Origin of the sequence: Spirilliplanes yamanashiensis (assembly GCF_016863475.1) — a bacterium.
GTDB classification, from domain to species: Bacteria; Actinomycetota; Actinomycetes; order Mycobacteriales; family Micromonosporaceae; genus Spirilliplanes; species Spirilliplanes yamanashiensis.
Genome location: NZ_BOOY01000001.1, coordinates 242,042 through 263,259 on the forward strand (window position 1 = coordinate 242,042; position 21,218 = coordinate 263,259).

Consider the following 21,218-nt stretch of genomic DNA (forward strand, 5'->3'; position numbering starts at 1 on the left):
ACTTCGGGCTCATGATTGAGACGCGGGGGCTGCGCAAGTCCTTCACGTCCCGGCAGGGCCGGGAGAAGAAGACCGTCGAGGCCGTCCGCGGCGTCGACCTGACCGTCGCCGAGGGCGAGATCTTCGGCTTCCTCGGCCCCAACGGCGCCGGCAAGACCACCACGCTGCGCATGCTGGCCACCCTGCTGCCGCCCGACGGCGGCACCGCCACCATCGCCGGCGTCGACCTGCTGTCGTCACCCGGCGACGTGCGCCGGGTCATCGGGTACGTCGCGCAGGGCGGCAGCACGTGGGACGAGTCCACCGCCCGCGAGGAACTCGTCCTCCAGTCCCGCCTGTACGGGGTGCCCCGCGCGGCCTCTCAGCAGCGCGCCGCGCGCGTCCTCGACGCGTTCCAGCTCACCGAGTACGCCGACCGCAAGTGCAAGACCTACTCCGGCGGCCAGCGCCGCCGCGTCGACATCGCGCTCGGCATCATCCACGAGCCGAAGGTCGTCTTCCTCGACGAACCCACGTCCGGCCTCGACCCGCAGAGCCGCGCCCACATGTGGGACGAGATCCGCCGCCTGCGCGACGAGGGCATGACGGTCTTCATCACGACCCACTACCTCGACGAGGCCGACGCCCTCTGCGACCGGATCTCGATCATGGACCACGGCGAGATCGTCGCCTCCGGCACACCCGCCGCCCTGAAGCGCGAGATCTCCGGCGACGTCGTCCGCGTCGGCCTGCCCGCCGCCGCCGTGTCGTCCGCCGCGTCCCTGCTCGGCTCCGCCGCCTTCGTCTCCAAACTGGAGACCCACGACGACAGCATCCGCCTCTACGTCGAGGACGGCGCCACCGCCATCCCCCTGATCCTGCGCACCCTCGACGCCGGCGACGTCCCGCTGCACGCCATCGAACTGCACCGCCCCAGCCTCGACGACGTCTTCCTCACCAAGACCGGCCGCTCGCTCCGGGAGAACTGATGACCTTCGTCCGCGACACCTGGCTCATCTTCGCCCGCCAGATGCAGCTCCTGCTGCGCAACCCCGTCTGGGTCCTCGTCGGCGTCTTCCAGCCCGTCATGTACCTGCTGCTGTTCGCGCCCCTGCTCAAGCCCGCCCTGCAGGTGCAGACGGACGCCGAGGCGTACCGCATCTTCGTCCCCGGCCTGCTCGTCCTGCTCGCCATCTTCGGCGGCCTGTTCCAGGGCTTCGGCCTCATCGCCGAACTCCGCGCCGGCGTCATCGAACGCTCCCGCGTCACCCCGGTCAGCCGCATCGCCCTGCTCCTCGGCCGCTCCCTGCGCGACATGGTCAGCCTCATCGCCCAGGCCGTCATCATCACGCTGCTCGCCCTCGTCTTCGACCTGCGCGTGTTCATCGGCGACCTGCTGCTGGCGTTCCTGATGCTGGCCCTGATCTCCCTGATGACCTCGGCCGTGTCCTACGGCGTCGCCCTGCTCGTGAAGAGCGAGGACGCGCTGGCGCCCCTGATGAACACCGTCGCCCAGCCCGTCCTGCTGCTGTCGGGCATCCTGCTGCCGCTGACGTTCGCACCGGGCTGGCTGCAGGGCATCGCCGACTGGAACCCGTTCTCCTGGGCGGTCAACGGCACCCGAGCCCTGTTCGTCGGCGACCTCGGTGACCCGGCCGTGTGGCAGGGCCTGCTGATCATGGCGGTGCTGGCGGTGGCGGCGATCGTGTGGGCGGCCAGGCTGTTCGCCCGGTCGGTGCGCTGAGGGGTCGCTCCTGGCGCTCGCCGTGCTGTTTCGGGGCCCGCTCGCCGTGCCGTCTGGGGGCCCACTCGCCGTGCCGTGTGCGGCCCGCCCGCCGTGCCGTCCGTGGGCCCGCTTGCCTGTTTCTTGTGGGCGCCCGCTTACCTGCCGTTTACGGACGCGCTTATCTGCTCCTCATTGGCCCGTTGGCCGGCTGTTTGTGGGCCCCGATCGCCTACCGCTTGCGGGCGATCGTCAGGCCGTCCGCCACCGGCAGCATCACCACCTCGACCCGGTCGTCCCCCACCACCATGTCGTTGAAGGCGACGATGGCGTGGTCCGACTCCCGCTGCGGATCCAGCACCCGCCCCGACCACAACACGTTGTCCACCAGCACCAGCCCGCCGGGGCGCAGCCGCGGCACCAGCTCCGCCCAGTAGACGTGATAGTTCTCCTTGTCCGCGTCGATGAACGCCAGGTCGATGTGCTCGCCTGCTGGCAGCGCCCGGAGTCCGTCCGCGGCCGCCCCGATCCGCAGGTCGATCCGGTCGTCCACCCCGGCCCGCGCCCAGTACCGGCGCGCCACGTCCGTGAACTCCGTCGAGATGTCGAAGCACGTCAACCGCCCACCGTCCCGCAAGCCCCGCGCGATCGCCAACGACGACAGCCCGGTGAACGTGCCCACCTCCACCGCGTAGCCCGTGCCCTGGACCTTCGCCAGCAGGGTGAGGAACGCGGCCTGCTCCGGCGCCACCTGCATGCCGGCGTTGTCCGGCAGCAGCGCCCGGGTCTCGGCGATCAGGTCGGCGGCCACCTCGTCGGGTGGGGTGCCGTGGGCCAGGAGGTAGGCGTGCAGGTCCGGGGTGAGCGGGAGGGGCTTGAACGTCATGCCCTCTGTTCTACAACGCAGTTCTCCGGCGTGTCCCGGGCGCGGCTGGTGTACCGCAGGTCTGAGCGCGGCCGGTCTAGAGCGCGTCCTTGCGCCACAGTGATGTCACCGGGACGCCGAGCTCCCCGAGCAACCGCCGCAGCAACGGCAACGACACCCCGACCACGTTGCCGTGATCACCGTCGATGCGCTCGACGAACACCCCACCGAGCCCGTCGATCGTGAACGCCCCGGCCACCCACAACGGCTCCCCGGTCGCCACGTAGGCGTCGATCTCGTCATCACTGACGTCGGCGAACGCGACCACGGTCGACCCAACCCCACCGATGGCGACTCCATCCCCGCGAAGATCCACCAGGTGATGCCCGGTGTACAGCACCCCGGTCCGGCCACGCATGGCCCGCCACCGCTTCACCGCGACATCGGCGTCGCCGGGCTTACCGAGGATCTCCCCGTCGAACGCCAGCACCGAGTCGCACCCGAGCACCACCGTGTCGGCATGCTTCCCGGCAACCCGCAACCGCTCGGCGACCGTCTCGGCCTTCATCCGCGCCAAGGTCGCACACAACGCGTCGGCCTCACGATCCTCGACCACCGACTCGTCGACGCCACTGACGATCACGTCAACGTCGATCCCGGCAGCCTGCAACAGGGCCCGCCGAGCCGGACTGGCCGACGCAAGTACCAGCCGGCACGCACTCGATGTCTGCACGAGCGCCCACGCTACGTCTTGCCCTAGGGGTACGTCCCGTCGCCCCTCCGCCGCCGGACCAGGAGGAAGGCGACCAGCCCACCGATCACTGCGACGCTGCCTACGAGGCCTCCGGCGATCAGCGGGGTGTTGTTGCTCTTCGGATCTGTCTCGGTGGAGGCGTTGGCAGTAGGGGAAGTGGTTGCGGATTCGGAGATGGACGGACTTGGCGCCGTGCTAGGTGCTAGGGGTGGGACATCGGCGGTCAGCGCTTTGACGATGTTCACCACGCCGTAGCCGCACTCATCGTCCCGGCCAGGCGGCCCGTTGTCGTCAGCGGTGGCAGTCAAACGGTGAATAACTTCGCGTGCCGTTAAGCTAGGGAACTTGCTGCGAATGAGCGCTGCTGCCCCAGAAACGATAGCTGTGGAGTTTGAGGTCCCTGTGCCTATGCGGTATTGATTCTTGGGTCCAGTGCTTACGATCTCGTCGGCGGGGGCGCAAATCAAAACAGCTCTGTCGCGGATAGAAATTTCCGAATGATCCCCGCCACGGTCTGAGCCGCCAACGGCTAACACGCCCGGCATTGCCGCAGGGTATCCCCCCACAATGTCGAGGTTGGTATTTCCGATCCCAGCCACGATGAGCACATCTCGTGCGGCCGCCTCCGCCACTGCGGCATCAATCTCGTCGTCTGGAGAAACGGCATACGACACATTTACGATGCTAGCTCCGCGGTCTATCGCGATTTTGATTCCGCGTCCGACGGCAGGCGCTCCGGCGCTGATTTCCTTATTTTGGATCTTGATGGGTAGCAATTTGGCTTCGGGCGCGATGCCGAGAACGCCAGCGTTGCTCGCGCGACCTCTTCCTGCAATGAGTCCGGCCATCTGCGTGCCGTGGCTGTCTTGGTCCTCGCGGCCGTCGCCGGAATCTCCCGGAATGATGGTGGTGCCGGTGAGCACCTGACCGGCCAGATCCCGATGCGGATCTATGCCGGTATCTACAACGGCTACGACCACGCCGCTGCCCTTCGAGACTGTGTGGGCTCTTGACGCGGCCAGCGCTTTCAGATGCCACTGACCGTCTCTAACCTTGTCGGCAGAAGCTGCCGCCGGGGGTAGCGTCGCCAGAATCGACAGGCTGAAAGCGAAGATTACACGGACTCGCCTCATCGAGGCATTCCGATCACGGGGCCAGGATCGATTCGCCTTTCCCGCGGTGCTTCGAGTACAGGCGGAACGCCTTCGGCAGTCTCCCATGGATTGTCTGGATCCCATCGCCGCGCTTGGGTCTCGGAACCTTGTGTAGCTCCGCGGCCGTTCGGTGCCAATACGCCGGGCATCCCCGGCATGCTTGCCTGATGGCCGGCTATAACGCCTCCGACCGGATTGACCTGCATAGTCGGTCGGCCGCCAGACGTGGGCTGTCGAAGGGGCGCGGTACTTGGTGTGCCTCCGACAACGCCATTGGTTGGGCCCGTGCCCCTGACGCCGCCAAGTGGTCCCTGGCCGATGGCGCGCCCCGGTGGCGCCGCGACGCTGGGTGCACCTGGGCGGCTGTAGCCTGCTGGCGGTGAAGGTGGCGAGGCGATGCCAGATATCGGGGAAGGCTGCGATGAGCCCGCTCCGGTCGGCGTTGGGCTAGTGGGTGGAGCCCCGATGTGAGGGGGACTGCTGCTGTCCAGAATGGGCCCAATTGCCGGTCGGCCAGAAGATTGTCGATCGGTACGATTTCCATCGAAGGGCGGTGAAGTGGCTGTCGACGACGGCGACGCACCGGTCGCAAGAGGTACCGCAGCCGTGGCGTCTTCGCCGCCGAAGAGGTCGTCGGTCGTTACATCCCTTCTCGGGTCGAAGGGAGCCGGCGTACGGAGCGTCGCGGACGCCTGCCTCAACTCCGTGCTCAGATTGACCATGATGCCGGCCGCCTCGCGCTGCAGCCGAACATGCTCCTGCTGCGCCCTGACAATCTCCGGCCTCATGGCATCGAACGCGCCGGTCCCGCCCATCTCCCGCTCAGCAACCGCATAGTCGTTGAGCGCCGCCTGATTGGCCTTGTACTGGTCGTAGACCCGCTTAAGCTCCCGACGCTGGCCCCCCAGAGCCGAGATGGCACCCGAAAGCGCAGTGTCATTGGCCACCGCTGCGTCATAGGTCTCGCCGAGCGACTCGATGAGCTTGTTCAGCCGTGCGAGGTACATCGCCGATGCCGCGTTCCGCTCCGGCGGCCATGCCTGCATGAGTTTGTCGCGGTAGTCCTCGACGCGGCGCTTGTGGGTCAGGATCATCTCGTGGGTGGCGCGCCAGCTGTTCTGCAGCGTCCAGTGGACCTGGGCCGGTTCGTGGTCCGCCAGGGCGTTCCACATGGTCTCGATGTCCCAGGTCCAGAAGTCGGTTCCGCCGTAGAAGCCGGCGCCGTCTGCTTCGATCATCAGAGTTCGAACTCCCGGCTGTTGTTGCGGCCGCCGGGGCTGTCCATCGCGGCGCCGTTGGCGAGGGCGTCCTGGACGTCGCGGACGCGGGCCTCGGAGAAGGCGTCCGCGCCGCGGTACTCGGTGCTCACCTTCTGGGCCGCGCTGGCCAGGGTGTGGGTGTCGCCGCGGAACTCGCCGATGTTCCGGTAGGTGATCCGCTTGGCCTCGTGGTGCGCCGCGAAGAACTGCTGCAACTCCGCGAACATCGCCGTCCCGGGCAGATCCAGCCGGAGCTCCCCGACCACCCGGTTCGCCTCAGGTCCGAAGTTCTTCTCCACCTCGGCCGCCAGCCCCGCCGCGAAGTCCTCCATCGCCGCGATGTCCGCCTCGATCCCCGCGATCTGGCTGTCGCCCAGCCCGGCCGATCGTGCCGTGATGTCCCCGTGCCACTCCGGCATCTGCCCTCCCCGACAGTCACGCAACTCGATCGAGAGGGTAGCGGTTCGTGGCGGTCGGCGGGCCCCCGATGCGGCCCTTGTGGACAGTCAGCTCCGGGGTGTCCGCCACGTCCCGCGGGCGCCCGACCGGCCCGACCGGACCCATGCCGACACGCCCGGCTCGTCCGGTGGTGGTGAAGATCTGGGGAGTGCGGTCAGCAGCGCTGCGGTCACCGCGGCGAGTTCCTCGGCCGTCGGGGTGCCCCGGGAGACGCTGAACAGCAGGTCATCCGCCATGTTGCCAGCCTAGGTCACCATGGTGACCCAGGTCCCACACGCGCCTGATCGATTAGTGTGCGGTTGCGCGGACCGGGTATTTTCTGCGGGATGTCTTCTGGCCCTCCCCAAGTTGTCGCTGACCGTTACCGGCTCGTGTCGCCGCTCGGTCAGGGCGGGATGGGTCGTGTCTGGCGCGCGACCGATGTCGTCCTGCATCGGGACGTCGCGATCAAGGAGCTGGTGCCGCCTCCCGGGCTGACGACCGAGGAGCGGCAGGAGATGCGCGAGCGGTCGTTGCGGGAGGCGCGGGCGATCGCGCGGCTCAACAACATCAACGTGGTGCGCGTCTTCGACGTGCTGCGCACGGACGCCGATCCGTGGATCGTCATGGAGTACGTGCCGTCGCGGTCATTGCACGACGTGCTGGCCTCGGACGGGCCGGTGGGGCCGGAGCGGGCCGCGGAGATCGGGCTCGGGGTGCTCGGGGCGCTGAAGGCCGCGCACCGGGCCGGGGTGATGCACCGGGACGTGAAGCCGGGCAACGTGCTGCTCGGCCAGGACGGCCGCGTCGTGCTCACCGACTTCGGCCTGGCCACCATCCCGGGCGACCCGAACGTGACGCGGACCGGCCTGGTGCTCGGCTCGCCCGCGTACATCGCGCCGGAGCGCGCCAAGGACGGCACCGCCGGGCCGAAGGCCGACCTGTGGTCGCTCGGCGCGACCCTGTACGCGGCGGTCGAGGGCGCGTCGCCGTACGCCCGGCCGTCGGCGATCGCGACGCTCGCGGCGCTCGCCACCGAGGACCCGCCGCCGGCCCGCAACGCGGGCCCGCTCAAGCATGTCCTGAACGGCCTGCTCCGCAAGGACCCGAACCAGCGCATCGACGCCGAGGAGGCCGAGCGCCTCCTCAACCGCGCCATCGGCCGCCGCCCGCGCCTCGGCTTCCCGATGAGCCCGACGATGCGCCGCCCAGGCCGCGACCGCACCGGCACGCGCCCGGTCCTCCCCGGCCCGGTCACCGGATCGGCGCAGGTCCCGGGCTCGCCGCCCCCGCCGGTCGTGCCGGGCCCGCGCCCGCCGGCGCAGCTGCCCGGCGCCGACTCCGGCCGCACGGTCTACCGCCCCGGCAAGGCGTCGGTCGGCCAGCCGGCCGCGGCCGCGCCGCGCCCGCAGACCGAGACCCGCATCGACACCCCGGTGGTCCCGCCGGCGAAGAACACCGCCGCCACGCGCGTCGACACCCCCGCGATCAAAGACCCCGGGGGTACGCCTTCGGCCCGCACCCAGACGCCCAGCCGCCCGGCCGCCGCACCGGACGAGCAGCGCCAGGCCGCAGCGGCCCAGATCGCCGTTCCGATCGCCCCGCGCCGCACCCCGCCCGCCACCACCCCGCCCGCCACCACCCCGCCCCCGGCGGAGCAGCGCCCAACCGCGCCCGCCCCCACGGCAACGGACGCACCGCCCACCGACCCGTCGACCGCCCAGGCACCGACCTCCCCGGCGCCGCAGACCGACAAGGCGGCCGCGCAGGCCGAGGCGGCGGAGCCGGCAAAGGCGCAGGCCACGCAGGCGGAACCTGCGGAGGCGACGGCGACGGCGACGGAGTCCGCCAGCTCCCAGGCCACGGCGGCGGAGTCCGCCAACGCGCAGGCCACGGCGGCGGAGCCGGCGACGGCGCAGCCGGAGCAGGCCGAGCCCGGATCCACGCAGGCCGCGACCGCCGAGGCCGCGACCGCCCCGGCGACCGCCGAGGCCGCGACCGCCCCGGCGGCCGACGCCCCGGCCGCGACCGCCCCGGCGTCCGACGGCCAGGCTGCCGAGGCTCCCGCGGCCGACAAGGCCAAGGGCGCGAAGCCAGGCGCACTCGCGGCGGCCGCAGCAGCCGTCGCGGCGGCCACGAAGAAGCCGACCAAGACCGACGCCGCGAAGGAGCCTGCCGCCACCGACGACCCGGCCACCGAAGCGGCGCCGGCCGCCGCCGCAAGCAACGGCACCTCCGCACCCACGACCACCGACCCGGCCGCGGCGGCTGACCAGGCCGCCACGGCGGCCCCGGCCACCGGCCCCGACACGACCGCCGAGCCGGACCTGGCCGCCCAGCCCTCCACCTCCGACCGGCCCACGAAGCCCAACCAGGCCGCGAAGCCCGACCAGACCACCGCGGCCGGCGACGAAGCACCCCGGCAGCCGGCGTCGAAGGCCGACGCTTCCGAGCAGCCCGGCCCGGGAACCCCCGAGACGACGACCGCCGCCGCGAGCGCCGAGAGCGACGACCCCACGGCGAACGGCGCGGCGTCGCCGAAATCATTCGGGCCGCAGAGCCGGAAGAGCAAGAAGGCCGCGCGGGCCGCCGCCGCCCGGGAAGCCCGGGAGGCCCGCGAGAAGCAGTCCGCGCGGACCGGCGCCGCGACGACCGGAGTGCCGCAGCAGCAGGCCGCGAAGGACCAGACCCTGACCACGACGACCGCTGCCGCGGCAGCCGCCAAACCGGCGGTCACCACCAAGCCGGCCGCCGGCCCCGCCACGACCAGACCGGTCACGGGCACCAAGCCCGCCGCCACCAGGCCCGCGACGACGACGGCAGCCAAGGCAGGCACGGCAAGCAAGGCAGGCACGGCGAGCAAGGCAGGCACGGCGAGCAAGGCAGGCACGGCGAGCAAGGCGGGCGCGGCCGCGAGGTTGCCCGCCGCGCGCCCCGGTGGGCGGCCCGCTGCGGGGGCGCGGCCGGTCAGTGGGGGTGCGCCGGCGGGGCGTACCGGCGTGGTGTTGCCGCCGACGCGGTCGGCGGAGGTGACGGAGCCGTCGTTGGTGCGGCTCGTCGGGCGGGAGTTGGTGCGCAGCCGGCGGCGCGTGGTCGTGCTGGTGGCGGTGTTGGTCGCGATCATTGTGCTGGCCGTGGTGGTGCCGCTGCTGCTGGCGGACGACGACCCGAAGGGTTCGGCGACGCCGGGGCCGACGCCCACGGCGGCGGGCGGGGCGCCTACGTCCGCGGCGGGTGCGCCGGCGCCCGCGCCGGCGTCGGAGGCGGCGGAGCCCAGTGTGGCGCCGACGCAGGCGGCGACGTCGAAGCCGGCCGAGGCGGTGGCGTTGCCCGCCGGGTGGCACCTGTACGCCGACCAGACCGGTTTCAAGGTGCCGGTGCCGAAGGCGTGGACGGTGCGCCGCCAGGGCACCGAGGTGTACTTCGAGGAGAACAGCGGCCAGTACCGGACGCTCATCGTCGACCAGACGCGCACGCCGCAGCCCGACCCCGTCGCCGACTGGGGTCAGAAGGAGCGGGAGCGGCGCGGCTCGTACCGGTCGTACCAGCGGCTGCGGCTCGACGACGTCGAGGGGTACTGGAAGAAGGCCGGCGACTGGGAGTACCTGCGCAACAGCGACAGCGGCAACCGGGTGCACACGCTGAAGCGGGGCTTCATCACGGCGAAGGACCAGGCGTACGGCATCACGTGGCTGACGCCCGAGCGGGAGTGGGCGGCGAACCGCGCCAACCTCGACCTCATCTTCAAAGGATTCGTACCCGCACGGGCGGATTGACGGCCATCGCCGAACAGCGGGCATGATCCCCGGAACGGCTGGGTATCACCTTTTCCCTAGCGGAGGAGGTGCCCGATGATCTGCCGCCGGCATTGTACGAAGACTGCTGTCGCGCTGTGGACACTGATCGCGGCGGTCGACATCGTGCTGCTGGTGGCGGCGGTCGGGGTGCTCACCGTCGTGCTGGCGGTGGCGGGGGCGGCGGTCGTCGCCCTGTCCGTGGTGGGGGTGTGGATGCTGGGGCACCGGCCCCGTCCCGGCGACATGCCGTCGCGGGCGATGTCCCGGCTGCGGCGCCGCGCCTGACGCCCAGGGTGTTGTCGGCGGCGTCGGCTACGCTGCCGGGCTGTGTCGAATGACGGGCTGACTGAACTCTGGGAACGGCTGCTCGGGGCGCAACCCGACCCGCCCCCGCTGCTGGTTCTCGTGACCGCGGTGCTCGCCGCCGCGGTGGTGCTCATGCGCCCGGCCTGGCGGGTCGCGCGCAACGCCATCACGATCGCGCACGAGGGCGGGCACGCGCTCGCCGCCGTGCTGACCGGGCGGCGGCTGCGCGGCATCCGGCTGCACTCCGACACGTCGGGGCTGACGCTGTCGGCGGGTCGGCCGAGCGGGCCCGGCATGGCGTTCACCCTGCTCGCCGGGTATGTGGCGCCGTCGCTGGTGGGGTTGACCGGGGCGTGGCTGCTCGGCGGCAACCGCATCACGATGCTGCTGTGGGTGGCGGCCGCGCTGCTGCTGCTCATGCTCGTCATGATCCGCAACGTGTTCGGCGTGGTGTCCGTCGTCGTCACCATGGCGATCGTGCTCGGGGTGTCGTACTACGCGTCGCCGCAGGTGCAGGCCGCGTTCGCGTACCTGGGGGTGTGGTTCCTGCTCATCGGCGGGGTGCGGCCCGTGGGGGAGCTGCAGACGATGCGGCGCCGGGGACGCCTGCCCGGTTCGGACGCCGACCAGCTCGCGCGCATCACCCACGTCCCGGCGATCGTGTGGGTGGGTGTGTTCGGGGCGGTGACCATCGCGGTGCTGGTGGCCGGCACGTTCCTGCTGGCGGGCCAGTGGCTCCCGGAGGTGTCGGCGACCGCCGGAGGCTGATGGAGGCGGCTCAGAGCGGGATGTTGCCGTGCTTCTTCGGCGGCAGCGTCTCCCGCTTGGTGCGCAACGCCCGCAGCGCCCGCACCACCTGCTCCCGCGTCTGCGACGGCGCGATGACCGCGTCCACGTACCCGCGCTCCGCCGCGATGTACGGGTTGGCCAGCGTGTCCTCGTACTCGGTGACCAGCTCGGCCCGCCGCGCGGCCGGGTCGTCGGCGGCGGCCAGCTCGCCGCGGTAGAGGATGTTGACCGCGCCCTGGGCGCCCATCACCGCGATCTGGGCGGTCGGCCAGGCGAAGTTCAGGTCGGCGCCGAGGTGCTTGGACCCCATGACGTCGTACGCGCCGCCGTACGCCTTGCGCGTGATGACCGTGACCTTCGGGACGGTGGCCTCGGCGTACGCGTAGAGCAGTTTCGCCCCGCGCCGGATGATGCCGCCCCACTCCTGGTCGGTGCCGGGCAGGAAGCCGGGGACGTCCACGAACGTGAGCACCGGGACGTTGAACGCGTCGCAGGTGCGCACGAACCGGGCCGCCTTCTCGGACGCGTTGATGTCGAGGCAGCCGGCCAGGTGCATGGGCTGGTTGGCGACGACGCCGACCGGGCGCCCCTCGACCCGGCCGAAGCCGACGAGGATGTTCGGCGCGAACAGCGGCTGCACCTCCAGGAAGTCCTCGATGACGGCCTCGACGACGGTGTGCATGTCGTACGGCTGGTTCGGCGAGTCCGGGACGATCGCGTCGAGGTCGGCGTCCTGGACGGCGCCCGCGTCGAAGGCCGGCGGGTCGTCCATGTTGTTCGACGGCAGGTACGACAGCAGGGCGCGCACGTAGTCGACGGCGTCCTGCTCGTCCGCGGCCAGGTAGTGGGCGTTGCCGCTGCGGGTGTTGTGGGTGCGGGCGCCGCCCAGGTCCTCCATGGCGACGTCCTCGCCGGTGACGGTGCGGATCACGTCGGGCCCGGTGATGAACATGTGCGACGTCCGGTCCACCATGACCGTGAAGTCGGTGATCGCCGGCGAGTACACGGCGCCGCCCGCGCACGGCCCCATGACCAGCGAGATCTGCGGGATGACGCCGCTGGCGCGGGTGTTGCGGAAGAAGATGTCCGCGTACAGGCCGAGCGCGACGACGCCCTCCTGGATGCGCGCGCCGCCGGAGTCGTTGATGCCGACGACGGGGCAGCCGATCTTCATGGCCAGGTCCATGACCTTGACGATCTTCTCCCCGAACACCTCGCCGAGCGACCCGCCGAACACGGTGAAGTCCTGCGAGAACACGCACACCTGGCGACCGTCCACTGTGCCGTAGCCGGTGACGACGCCGTCCCCGTAGGGCCGGTTCCGCTCCAGGCCGAAGGCGGTGCTGCGGTGCCGGGCCAGCTCGTCCAGCTCGACGAAGCTGCCCTCGTCGAGCAGCATCTCGATGCGTTCCCGGGCGGTCCGCTTGCCGCGGGCGTGCTGCTTCTCCACGGCCCGCGCGGACCCGGCGTGCACGGCCTCCTCGGTGCGCCGCGCCAGGTCGGCCAGCTTGCCCGCCGTGGTGTGGAGATCGCTCACCGCACGCCACCCCTCTGAGATCGACTACGCCCCGCCGATCGTATCGACGCGTGCCCGTCCCCGCGATGTGCGTTTCGTACTCAATGCCCCTTTCGTTACAGACACCGTGACAGACCGGAGTGTGCGGTGACCGCCGCGGGCATCGCCCTCATCCTCGGAGGGCTCGCCATCCTCATCGGCGCGCGCCACATCCTGTGGCCGTCCGCGCCCCGCCCGGGCCGCGGCTCCCGCCGCGCCACCCGCAAGGCCCGCCGCGCGGCACTGCCCGCGGCCCCCGTCCGGCTCGCCCTGACGGCAGAACCCATCGGGTACGCGCCCCAGCAGGCCCCCGGCGCCCCAGCCGCCACCGCCTCCGACGACCGCACCGCCGACGCCCCGCAGACCGAGGTCCTCGCCGCGCCCACGCCGGACCCGTGGGTCAACGACACCTACGACCGCATCCGCCGCCTCGCCGACGAGTCCCACACCGACACACCCCCGTCCGACGCGACACCTGCACCGGCCGACGCCCCCCACACTGAGGTGGCCGGTCCTGCCCGCGCCGAAGCGGCACGGCCCGCCGACGCGGCCCCGACCGCCGACGGGACCGCCGACCGCGCGGCCGACCAGACCGCCGACCTGGCCGCCGACCGCGCGGCCGACCGTTCCGCCGAGTGGGTGGCCGGACCGGCTGCCGGTGTTGCCGCTCGCAAGGCCGCCGGAGCGGCGGCAACGCCCGCCCGCCCCGTCCCGTCGGCCTTCGTGACCCCGCCGCCGACCGCCCCGGTCTCCTTCGACCCGGCCCCGCAGCCCGGCCCGACCGTGATGGTTCCCGTGGTGGGTGTCCCGGTCTCGGCCAGCCCGGCGGCGCCCCTGGTGGGGGTGCCGGTCTCGACCGAGCCGGCGGCGCGGACCACCGCGGAAGCCGCGGTCCCGACCGTGCCCGTGGTGGCGGTTCCGGTGTCGGCCGAACCCGACCCGGCAGCCGTCCCGGTGTCGGCCATCCCGACCTCGGCCGCCCCGGCCTGGGCGGCCCCCGCCGACAGCGGCTCCGCGGCCTTCGCCGACAGCGGCTCCGCGGCCTTCGCCGACCGCGTGTCCGCGGCCTTCGCCGACCGCGTGTCCGCGGCCTCCGCCCACCTCAGGTCCGCGGCTCCCGCCGACCTGGGCTCCGCGGCTTCCGCCGACCCTGGCTACGCGGCCTCCGCGGGCCTCGCGTCCGCGGCTCCTGCCGATCTCGTGTCCGCGGCTCCCTCTGACCTTGGCTACGCGACCTCCGCCGACCTTGGCTACGCGACCTCCGCCGACCTCGGCTCCGCGGCTTCCGCCGCCGAGGCCCGGACCGCGACGGACGCCGACCACGAGCCTCCGGCCCGGACCGTAGCCGCGCCGCCCGCCTGGTCCGTCGCGGGCGACACCTGGAGCGACGACGCGGAGGCCCAGGCCGACCGCTGGCGTCGCCGCGCCGACCTGTGGGCCGGCCGCCACGAGGCCGACGCGCCCGCACCGGACCCGGACGAGGCCCCGGCCTGGCAGCAGCCCGCCGAGTCCACCCCGGACCGGGTGCGTGACGAGCGGCCGGAGCCGTGGCGTGCCGCCCACGAGGCGGCCGACGTGTGGCGCGACGACGACCCCAGCGACCCGAAGGGCTGGCAGACCGAGCGGCCGGCCCCGTCGTGGCGGTTCGACGACCCGGTCACGCCCACGTTCTTCCAGCAGCCCGACCCGGTGGCCGTGCCGGTCTTCGACCCGCGGCCGACGAGCGGGGCGCGCCTGGCGGGTTCGGTGGCGGAGGAGCCGTCGGCGGCGGACCTGTGGCAGGCCGCGCCCGCCCTCGACGACCTCGGCGAGCGCCACCACTGGGCCGCCGGCCGGCACTGGTCGATCGACGCCGAACCCGAAGCGGAGCCGGAAGCGGACCGGGAACCGGACCGGGGCAGGGAGCCCGCCGCCGCCCGCGACGGCTGGGACACCGGCTACGCCGCGGCCGGGACCGCGGAGCAGGCCTGGTCCGCGGCACAGGCCGAGTCCGCAGCGCACGCCGAGTCCTCGGCGCAGGACGAGTCCGCAGCGCAGGCCGGGTCTTCGGCGCAGGCCGCGTTTGCAGCGCAGGCCGCGGAGCGGGGCCGGTCCGCGGAGCGGTCCGGGTCCGAGGTGCAGGCCGGTTCCGCGGAGCAGGCCTGGTTCGCAGCGCAGGCGGGGTCCGCGGAGCACGCCGGGTCCGCAGCCCAGAGCGGCCCCGCGGAACACCCCGCGCCCGCGGGACCCCCCGCCTGGCCGCAGCCCGCGGCCGCGTGGCCCGCGCCCGCCGGCCGGCCGGCCGATGAGGCCCCGGCCGTGGCGGCCAGTGCCTACTGGCCGGACACGTCCGGGAGCTGGGCGGTGCCCGACTCCACCCGGCCCGACGGTGGTCTGCCGCCCGCGCCGGTCAGCCCGCGCGTCGACCTGCCCGCGGCGGCCGAGGTGTCGCAGCGGGACGAGCGGGCGACGGCCGCCATGACGCGGCCGACCGAGGCGTTGCCCGAGGTCGCGGCGCCGCAGGCGCGGCTGTACCCCCAGGCCGAGCCCGCGATCCGGCCCGCGCGGCCGGCCGGCGGCGACGAAGACGGCGGGCACGGCGACGCCGGCCGGGCCGTGGCGCAGCAGGCGGGGGCGGTCGCGCTGACCGTGCGCGGGCCGGCGCCCGCGCTGCGGCGGCGGGCCGTCACGGTGCGGGTCGGGCAGCGGCCCGAAGGGTCGTCCGGCGGCGACACGGCCACGCGGCAGCGGGTCACGCACCCGCGGGCCGAGGCGCGCCGCCGCATCACCGCCGCCACCGAGGTCATCCCCGCGGTGTCCGACCTGACGGCCATCATCCCGGCCGTGCCGGACGCGCGCGGGGAGCGGGCGGGGGAGCGTTCGTGGGAACCCGGACGCCCGTGGGAGGGGGCGCGCACCCGCGACGGCGACAGCCCGCGGCCGCGCCCCCGCCCGCGACCACGGCCGACGGCGCGTGAGGAGCGGCCGCCGCCGACGCGCAGCACCGTCTACGTCAGCCGGCACGCCGCCGACTGACCCGCGGGCGGGGCGTGCGTAGGCTCGGGGGATGCCGGCCTCGCCGTACACCGATCTGGACCGTCCGCCGTTGCGGGTGACGGGGTTGCGGCGTGCGCTCGTCGTACCCGGTGGGTTGTGGCGGCGGCTGGAGGTGCGGGCCGAGACCGGTTCGACGAACGCCGACGTGGTCGCGGCGGCCAGGGCCGGTGAGCCCGAAGGGCTCGTGGTCGTGGCCGAGTCGCAGACGGCCGGGCGCGGGCGCCGGGACCGGGTGTGGGTGTCGCCGCCGCGGGCCGGGCTGACGCTCAGCGTGCTGCTGCGGCCGGGGCCGCAGGTGCCGCCGCGGGCCTACGGGTGGTTGCCGCTGCTGGCCGGGGTCGCGCTGGTGCGGGCCGTGCGGGCGCGCGCCGAGGTGGACGCCGGTCTGAAGTGGCCGAACGACCTGCTGGCGGGGCCAGCCGCCGCCAAGTGCGCCGGGATCCTGGCCGAGGGCGCCGGGAACGGGGCGGTCGCGCTGGGCATCGGCCTGAACGTGACGACCACGGCGGCGGAGCTGCCCGCGGACCGCCCGGCGACGTCGTTGCGGCTGGCCGGGGCGAAGACGACCGACCGGGACACGCTGCTGCGGGCCCTGCTGCGCGAGCTGGCCGAGCTGTACGCGCCGTGGCGCGACGCCGGCGGTGACGCGCAGGCGAGCGGGCTGCGGGAGGCGTACCGGGAGATGTGCCGGACCCTCGGCGAGCCGGTGCGGGTGCTGCTGCCCGGCGGCGAGGAGCTGACGGGCGGCGCCGTGTCGGTGGACGGCGACGGGCAGCTCGTGGTGAACACCCCGGACGGGCCGCGCACCGTCACGGCCGGCGACGTGGTGCACGTGCGATGAGCTTCCCCGAGGACGCGCTCACCGCGAAGGAGGAGGTCGCGCTGCACACCCGCCCGCACGCGATCACGGCGGTGCGGCCGGTGCTGGCGATCGTGCTGGCGGTGGCGGTGGTGGCCGGGGTGTGGGTGGTGCTGCCGGCGAACGAGGGCGGCCGGTTCGCGGGGCTGTTCGTGACGACGGTCGGGCTGCTGCTGGCGGTGTCGAAGGGCGTGTGGCCGCTGGTGGTGTGGCGCTGCCGGCACTGGGTGTTCACCAACGAGCGGGTGCTGATCCAGGAGGGCGTGCTGCGCCGGGAGCGGCGGGACCTGCCGCTGGCGAAGATCGTCGACCACGGGCTGCGGCAGGGCATCCTCGACCGGCTGCTGGGCACGGGCACGCTGCGCCTGGACACGGCCGGCGACGACGGCCCGGAGCTGCTGGTGCGGATGCCGGGTGTGGTGCGGGCGCAGACGCTGCTGTACGCGCTGATCGAGGGCGCGCCCCGCGACGAGGAGGACGAGGACGACGACGAGCTGGAGGTCGAGCCGGAGCCGCCGCGGCGGGCGTTGCCGTGGCGGCGCGGCTAGACCCGCAGGTCAGCGGGTGGTGCGGCGCTCCGCGTCGAGCTCGGCGACCAGCTCGGCGTCGAGGTCGACGGGGTCCAGCTCGGCCGGGTCGGGGCGGCGCGGCGTCGTGATGTCGGCGAGGCCGGCGGCCGGGTCCAGCTCGGCGAGCTCCTGCTCGACCGGCTCCGGCTCGGGCACCGGCTTGAGGAACACGAAGGTGCGGTAGGCCCAGAACCGGAAGATCGTGGCCAGGACGATGCCGACGACGGTGACGCCCATCAGCAGGTGCAGGTCGTCGCGCTCGGTGAGGCCGAAGCCGTACTTGACGGCGGCGAGGCTGCCGGACTGGATGACCATGCCGGCCAGGTTGAACCCGAAGAACAGCGTGTACTCGCGGCGCAGCGCGGCGCGGGAGCGGTGCCGGTACGTCCAGTGCCGGTTGGCGAGGTAGGCCAGCGTCGTGGTGACGACGGTGGCGATGACGCTGGCCTTGACGGCGCCGATGTCGGCGAGCACGTAGACGATCAGCAGGTACAGCGCCGTGTTCCCGGCGCCGATCACGCCGAAGGCGAAGGCCTCGGGAACGAGGCCTTTGACTCGTGTGAGCAGCTGGCGGGCTGAGGGCATTGGGCAACCTTACGGGAGTGGGGGGCGGTGGGTGGTCGCACCGGAGGTGTGGCTGGTCACCGCTGGTCCGCCGCGGGCTGCGGCGACCGCGCGGGCGGCGGGGTGGCCGAGGCGACGAAGACGAAGCGGCGGTAGGACCAGAAGCGGAACAGCGTGCCGCAGGCCGTGCCGACGAGCTGGGCGGAGATGAGGTCGGCCCACTTGGTCGCGAAGATGTGGGGCCAGATCGCGCCGAGCCCGTAGTGGCTGATGCCCAGCACGGCGAGGGCGATGCCGAGGCCGACGGTGTTGAAGAAGAAGTAGAGGCCGTACTCGCGGCGCAGGTTGGTGCGCTCGCGGTGCCGCCAGGTCCAGAACCGGTTGCCGATGAACGCGATGGTCGCGGCGATGACGGTGGAGATGGTCTTGGCGGTGAGGCGCTCGACGTCGTTGTCGATGAGGGCCGTGAAGATGACCAGGTCGACGGCGAAGGCGACGGCGCCCACGGTGCCGAACTTGCCCATCTCGTGGACGAGGTGGCCGAAGCGCTCCCGGAAGCGGGCCACGACGGACCCGCCGCCCGGTCTGGGTGGCGTCGACGGCTCCCCGGACGTCGCGGTCACGGCGTCGAGGCTACCGGGGTCGCGCTCGCCGCACGCCGTTCGTGGGCGAGTCTTAACCGACGGGGCCCGATTCGTGACCTGCGAATCACGCAGAGTGGCCGTCGGCCTCCGCTACGGCGTCGAGCCGGTTGCGGCACTCGGCGCACCAGGCCAGATGGGCGTCGAGCCGGCCGCGCTCCCGGGCGGCGAGGCGGCCGCGGACGAGCCCGCCGAGGCGTTCGGCGGCCCACCGGCACTCGGGGTGGGCGGCGCCGGCGATGTGCTGCTGGAGGTAGAGGCGGCGCAGGCCCTCGCGGGCGCGGTGGGCGAGGACGGCGACCGCGTTGGGGGTGAGCCCGAGCACGGGGGCGGTCTCGGCCGGACCGAGGCCCTCGACCTCGGTGTGCCAGAGGACGTCCTGCCAGCGCGGCGGGAGCTGGCGGAACGCGCGCACGGCGTAGGCGCGTTCGAGCCCGGCGAGCGCGGTGTCGTGGAAGGGCACGCCGGGGTCGTACGGGCTGAGGTCGTCGGTGAACTCGATCCGCCGGTCCACCCGGGCCCGGTTGTAGCAGACGTGCCGCAGGGTGGTGAGCAGGTACGCCCGGAACGACTCCTGGGGGCCGCGCCCGGCGCGCAGGGTGGCGAGGACCTTGGTGAACGCCTCGGCGACGAGGTCGTCGGCGTCGGCGGGGTCGGAGGCGAGGGTGAACGCCAGCTGCCGGCCGGCGCCGCGGTGCCGCTCGTAGAGCGTGGCGTACGCGGCGGTGTCGCCGGCGCGCACGGCGTGCACGAGGTCGGTGTCGGTGTCGGTGTCGAGGAGCGCTGACGTCATCTGTGCCTCCTGGAGCGGTAAGGCCTGGGAAGCGTGGTACACCCGATTAAGTGTCATCCTAAGGTGTTAAGTCCTATTTGCGAAACCCGCCACCGGCGCGTCACTTGACGGGCGCGTCGTGCGCGAATGTGCGCGATAGAACGCGCACTCGAAAGAAATTGCTTACCGAGCCTCAAATTCTGATGATTCTTAAGCTCAGCACGTCACAAACTGATGATTTGTAGCCGGGCCGCTTCTAGGCTGAGGTGCCGCGTGAGCGACGCGGGTTGGTACGCCAACCGAGGGAGTCGCCGATGTCCATCTCCACCACGCCCACCGACGCCGCGGATCGAGTCCCCGAGCACGAGCCGACCGCCCACCGCGGCCTGCTCGCCTGGGTGCGGGAGATCGCCCGGCTGACCACCCCGGACCGGATCGTCTGGTGCGACGGCTCCGAGGCCGAGTGGCACGAACTCACCGACGGCCTCGTCGCGGCCGGCACGCTCGTGCGGCTGGACCCGGCCAAGCGGCCGAACTCCTTCTGGGCGCGGACCGACCCCACCGACGTGGCGCGGGTCGAGGAGCGGACGTTCATCTGCTCGGCGGACCCCGCCGACGCCGGGCCGACCAACAACTGGGTCGAGCCCGCCGAGATGAAGCTGACGATGACCGAGCTGTACCGCGGCTGCATGACCGGCCGCACGATGTACGTGGTCCCGTTCTGCATGGGCCCCGTCGACGCTCGAGCGCCGATGTTCGGCGTCGAGCTCACCGACAGCCCGTACGTGGTGGCCAGCATGCGCATCATGACCCGGATGGGCGCGAGCGTGCTGGCGGCCATGGGCGACGACGCCCCGTTCGTGCGCGCGCTGCACTCGGTCGGCGCGCCGCTCGAGCCCGGCGCCGCCGACGTGGCCTGGCCGTGCAACGACACCAAGTTCATCTCGCACTTCCCCGAGACCCGGGAGATCTGGAGCTACGGCTCCGGGTACGGCGGCAACAGCCTGCTCGGCAAGAAGTGCTACGCGCTGCGCATCGCCAGCGTCATGGGCCGCGACGAGGGCTGGCTCGCCGAGCACATGCTCATCATGAAGCTCACCTCGCCGCAGGGCGTGGTGCGGTACGTGGCGGGCGCGTTCCCGTCCGCCTGCGGCAAGACCAACCTGGCCATGCTGGAGCCGACCCTGCCCGGGTGGACGGTCGAAACCGTCGGCGACGACATCGCCTGGATGCGGTTCGGCGACGACGGCCGGCTGTGGGCCGTCAACCCGGAGTACGGCCTGTTCGGCGTCGCGCCCGGCACCGACCACCGCACCAACCCCAACGCCATGAAGACCCTGGCCAAGGGCAACTCCATCTTCACCAACGTGGCCCGCACCGACGACGGCGACGTGTGGTGGGAGGGCATGGGCGAGCCGCCCGCGCACCTCACCGACTGGCACGGCGACGACTGGACGCCCGACAGCGACGGCCCGTCCAGCCACCCGAACAGCCGGTTCTGCACCCCCATCACGCAGGCGCCCACCCTGGCGGCCGAGTACCACGACCCGCGCGGCGTGCCGATCGACGCGATCCTGTTCGGCGGCCGGCGCCGGACCACCGTCCCGCTGGTCAGCGAGGCCCGCGACTGGGTGCACGGCGTGTTCCTGGGCGCCACCCTGTCGTCCGAGACCACCGCCGCCGCGACCGGCAAGGTCGGCGTGGTGCGCCGCGACCCGATGGCGATGCTGCCGTTCATCGGCTACCACGCCGGCGACTACTTCGCGCACTGGATCGACATGGAGAAGCGGGCCGGCGACGCCGCCAAGCTGCCGAAGGTCTTCTACGTCAACTGGTTCCGCCGCGGCGACGACGGCCGGTTCCTGTGGCCCGGCTTCGGCGAGAACAGCCGCGTGCTGGCCTGGATCGCCGGGCGCCTCGACGGCACCGCCCCCGCCGTCGAGACCCCCGTCGGCATGGTGCCCCCGCCGGGCGCGCTCGACCTGTCCGGGCTGGACACCGACCCCGCCGACGTCGAGCTGGCGCTGCGCGTCGACGCCGACGAGTGGCGCGCCGAGCTGCCCGGCATCGCCGAGTGGTTCGCCACGATGGGCGACAAGCTGCCCGCCGTGCTCGCCACCGAGCTGGACGCGCTGCGCGCCCGGCTCGCGTAGCGACC

Annotated in this window: 19 protein-coding genes and 1 pseudogene; 10 read left to right on the forward strand and 10 right to left on the reverse strand. The window is 72.9% G+C overall.

Translation table 11 applies throughout. From position 1 onward, the window contains the following. The first annotated feature begins 11 nt into the window (after positions 1–11). Positions 12–968, forward strand: a complete 957-nt coding sequence (locus Sya03_RS01130) for an ATP-binding cassette domain-containing protein (RefSeq protein ID WP_203936189.1) — start codon at positions 12–14, stop codon at positions 966–968. Continuing rightward, the gene (locus tag Sya03_RS01135; protein ID WP_203936190.1) at positions 968–1,723 is read left to right on the forward strand and encodes an ABC transporter permease; all 756 of its coding nucleotides are present in this window, start codon (positions 968–970) and stop codon (positions 1,721–1,723) included. Before Sya03_RS01130 ends, Sya03_RS01135 begins: the two co-directional genes overlap by 1 nt. Positions 1,724–1,934: 211 nt before the next feature. Here Sya03_RS01135 and Sya03_RS01140 read toward each other — a convergent pair whose 3' ends face one another. The 6 genes from Sya03_RS01140 to Sya03_RS01165 form a co-directional block, all read right to left on the reverse strand. Then, entirely contained in the window at positions 1,935–2,588 is a 654-nt protein-coding gene (locus Sya03_RS01140) for an O-methyltransferase (RefSeq protein ID WP_203936191.1), read from the reverse strand. 76 nt (positions 2,589–2,664) lie between these two features. Continuing rightward, positions 2,665–3,300, reverse strand: coding sequence for a Maf family protein (locus Sya03_RS01145; RefSeq protein ID WP_203936192.1), 636 nt, complete (start codon positions 3,298–3,300; stop codon positions 2,665–2,667). Positions 3,301–3,323: 23 nt separating this feature from the next. Further along, the gene (mycP, locus tag Sya03_RS01150) at positions 3,324–4,454 is read right to left on the reverse strand and encodes a type VII secretion-associated serine protease mycosin (protein ID WP_203936193.1); all 1,131 of its coding nucleotides are present in this window, start codon (positions 4,452–4,454) and stop codon (positions 3,324–3,326) included. Next, positions 4,451–5,713, reverse strand: coding sequence for a hypothetical protein (locus Sya03_RS01155; RefSeq protein WP_203936194.1), 1,263 nt, complete (start codon positions 5,711–5,713; stop codon positions 4,451–4,453). Before Sya03_RS01155 ends, mycP begins: the two co-directional genes overlap by 4 nt. Continuing rightward, complete coding sequence (locus tag Sya03_RS01160; protein WP_203936195.1) at positions 5,713–6,153, reverse strand: hypothetical protein; 441 nt, start codon at positions 6,151–6,153, stop codon at positions 5,713–5,715. The genes Sya03_RS01155 and Sya03_RS01160 overlap by 1 nt, the downstream gene beginning before the upstream one ends. Positions 6,154–6,240: 87 nt before the next feature. Beyond that, positions 6,241–6,429: an acyl-CoA carboxylase epsilon subunit gene (locus Sya03_RS01165; protein WP_203936196.1), complete on the reverse strand. Its 189-nt coding sequence runs from the start codon at positions 6,427–6,429 to the stop codon at positions 6,241–6,243. 90 nt (positions 6,430–6,519) lie between these two features. On the opposite strand from Sya03_RS01165, the pseudogene Sya03_RS01170 reads away from it, so the two are divergent. The 4 genes and pseudogenes from Sya03_RS01170 to Sya03_RS01180 all read left to right on the forward strand — a co-directional run. Next, positions 6,520–7,803 (forward strand): annotated as a pseudogene (locus Sya03_RS01170) (serine/threonine-protein kinase); the annotation flags it as partial. A gap of 1,689 nt (positions 7,804–9,492) precedes the next feature. Then, positions 9,493–9,948, forward strand: coding sequence for a serine/threonine kinase C-terminal domain-containing protein (locus tag Sya03_RS31980; RefSeq protein ID WP_506347053.1), 456 nt, complete (start codon positions 9,493–9,495; stop codon positions 9,946–9,948). Positions 9,949–10,023: 75 nt separating this feature from the next. After that, the gene (locus tag Sya03_RS01175) at positions 10,024–10,254 is read left to right on the forward strand and encodes a hypothetical protein (RefSeq protein ID WP_203936197.1); all 231 of its coding nucleotides are present in this window, start codon (positions 10,024–10,026) and stop codon (positions 10,252–10,254) included. Between the two features lie 42 nt (positions 10,255–10,296). Continuing rightward, entirely contained in the window at positions 10,297–11,043 is a 747-nt protein-coding gene (locus Sya03_RS01180) for a M50 family metallopeptidase (protein ID WP_203936198.1), read from the forward strand. 10 nt (positions 11,044–11,053) lie between these two features. Here the strand turns inward: Sya03_RS01180 and Sya03_RS01185 are convergent, their stop codons facing one another. Then, positions 11,054–12,601 (reverse strand): acyl-CoA carboxylase subunit beta, encoded by a 1,548-nt coding sequence (locus Sya03_RS01185; protein ID WP_203936199.1) that lies wholly within the window; start codon positions 12,599–12,601, stop codon positions 11,054–11,056. A gap of 126 nt (positions 12,602–12,727) precedes the next feature. Here Sya03_RS01185 and Sya03_RS01190 point away from each other — a divergent pair, with 126 nt between their 5' ends. The 3 genes from Sya03_RS01190 to Sya03_RS01200 are packed head-to-tail and all read left to right on the forward strand — an operon-like array spanning position 12,728 to position 17,062. Beyond that, on the forward strand, positions 12,728–15,634 hold the full coding sequence (locus Sya03_RS01190) for a hypothetical protein (protein ID WP_203936200.1): 2,907 nt from the start codon (positions 12,728–12,730) through the stop codon (positions 15,632–15,634). A gap of 31 nt (positions 15,635–15,665) precedes the next feature. Continuing rightward, complete coding sequence (locus Sya03_RS01195) at positions 15,666–16,496, forward strand: biotin--[acetyl-CoA-carboxylase] ligase (protein ID WP_203936201.1); 831 nt, start codon at positions 15,666–15,668, stop codon at positions 16,494–16,496. After that, positions 16,493–17,062, forward strand: a complete 570-nt coding sequence (locus Sya03_RS01200; protein ID WP_203936202.1) for a PH domain-containing protein — start codon at positions 16,493–16,495, stop codon at positions 17,060–17,062. Before Sya03_RS01195 ends, Sya03_RS01200 begins: the two co-directional genes overlap by 4 nt. Positions 17,063–17,071: 9 nt before the next feature. On the opposite strand, the gene Sya03_RS01205 is transcribed toward Sya03_RS01200, so the two are convergent. The 3 genes from Sya03_RS01205 to Sya03_RS01215 form a co-directional block, all read right to left on the reverse strand. Continuing rightward, on the reverse strand, positions 17,072–17,668 hold the full coding sequence (locus tag Sya03_RS01205) for a GtrA family protein (RefSeq protein ID WP_203936203.1): 597 nt from the start codon (positions 17,666–17,668) through the stop codon (positions 17,072–17,074). Positions 17,669–17,724: 56 nt separating this feature from the next. Further along, positions 17,725–18,270: a GtrA family protein gene (locus Sya03_RS01210; protein WP_239107035.1), complete on the reverse strand. Its 546-nt coding sequence runs from the start codon at positions 18,268–18,270 to the stop codon at positions 17,725–17,727. An 85-nt stretch (positions 18,271–18,355) separates the two neighbouring features. After that, entirely contained in the window at positions 18,356–19,081 is a 726-nt protein-coding gene (locus Sya03_RS01215; protein WP_203936204.1) for a sigma-70 family RNA polymerase sigma factor, read from the reverse strand. Positions 19,082–19,374: 293 nt separating this feature from the next. Here Sya03_RS01215 and Sya03_RS01220 point away from each other — a divergent pair, with 293 nt between their 5' ends. Continuing rightward, entirely contained in the window at positions 19,375–21,213 is a 1,839-nt protein-coding gene (locus Sya03_RS01220) for a phosphoenolpyruvate carboxykinase (GTP) (protein ID WP_203936205.1), read from the forward strand. Positions 21,214–21,218 lie beyond the last annotated feature (5 nt).

What these genes read in the sequence shown, in the direction of transcription:
- Sya03_RS01130 (WP_203936189.1), top strand. Translation starts at nt 12, where the DNA reads ATGATTGAGACGCGGGGGCTGCGCAAGTCCTTCACGTCCCGGCAGGGC.
- Sya03_RS01135 (WP_203936190.1), top strand. Translation starts at nt 968, where the DNA reads ATGACCTTCGTCCGCGACACCTGGCTCATCTTCGCCCGCCAGATGCAG.
- Sya03_RS01140 (WP_203936191.1), bottom strand. Translation starts at nt 2,588, where the DNA reads ATGACGTTCAAGCCCCTCCCGCTCACCCCGGACCTGCACGCCTACCTC.
- mycP (WP_203936193.1), bottom strand. Translation starts at nt 4,454, where the DNA reads ATGAGGCGAGTCCGTGTAATCTTCGCTTTCAGCCTGTCGATTCTGGCG.
- Sya03_RS01155 (WP_203936194.1), bottom strand. Translation starts at nt 5,713, where the DNA reads ATGATCGAAGCAGACGGCGCCGGCTTCTACGGCGGAACCGACTTCTGG.
- Sya03_RS01160 (WP_203936195.1), bottom strand. Translation starts at nt 6,153, where the DNA reads ATGCCGGAGTGGCACGGGGACATCACGGCACGATCGGCCGGGCTGGGC.
- Sya03_RS01165 (WP_203936196.1), bottom strand. Translation starts at nt 6,429, where the DNA reads ATGGCGGATGACCTGCTGTTCAGCGTCTCCCGGGGCACCCCGACGGCC.
- Sya03_RS01175 (WP_203936197.1), top strand. Translation starts at nt 10,024, where the DNA reads ATGATCTGCCGCCGGCATTGTACGAAGACTGCTGTCGCGCTGTGGACA.
- Sya03_RS01195 (WP_203936201.1), top strand. Translation starts at nt 15,666, where the DNA reads ATGCCGGCCTCGCCGTACACCGATCTGGACCGTCCGCCGTTGCGGGTG.
- Sya03_RS01200 (WP_203936202.1), top strand. Translation starts at nt 16,493, where the DNA reads ATGAGCTTCCCCGAGGACGCGCTCACCGCGAAGGAGGAGGTCGCGCTG.
- Sya03_RS01205 (WP_203936203.1), bottom strand. Translation starts at nt 17,668, where the DNA reads ATGCCCTCAGCCCGCCAGCTGCTCACACGAGTCAAAGGCCTCGTTCCC.
- Sya03_RS01215 (WP_203936204.1), bottom strand. Translation starts at nt 19,081, where the DNA reads ATGACGTCAGCGCTCCTCGACACCGACACCGACACCGACCTCGTGCAC.
- Sya03_RS01220 (WP_203936205.1), top strand. Translation starts at nt 19,375, where the DNA reads ATGTCCATCTCCACCACGCCCACCGACGCCGCGGATCGAGTCCCCGAG.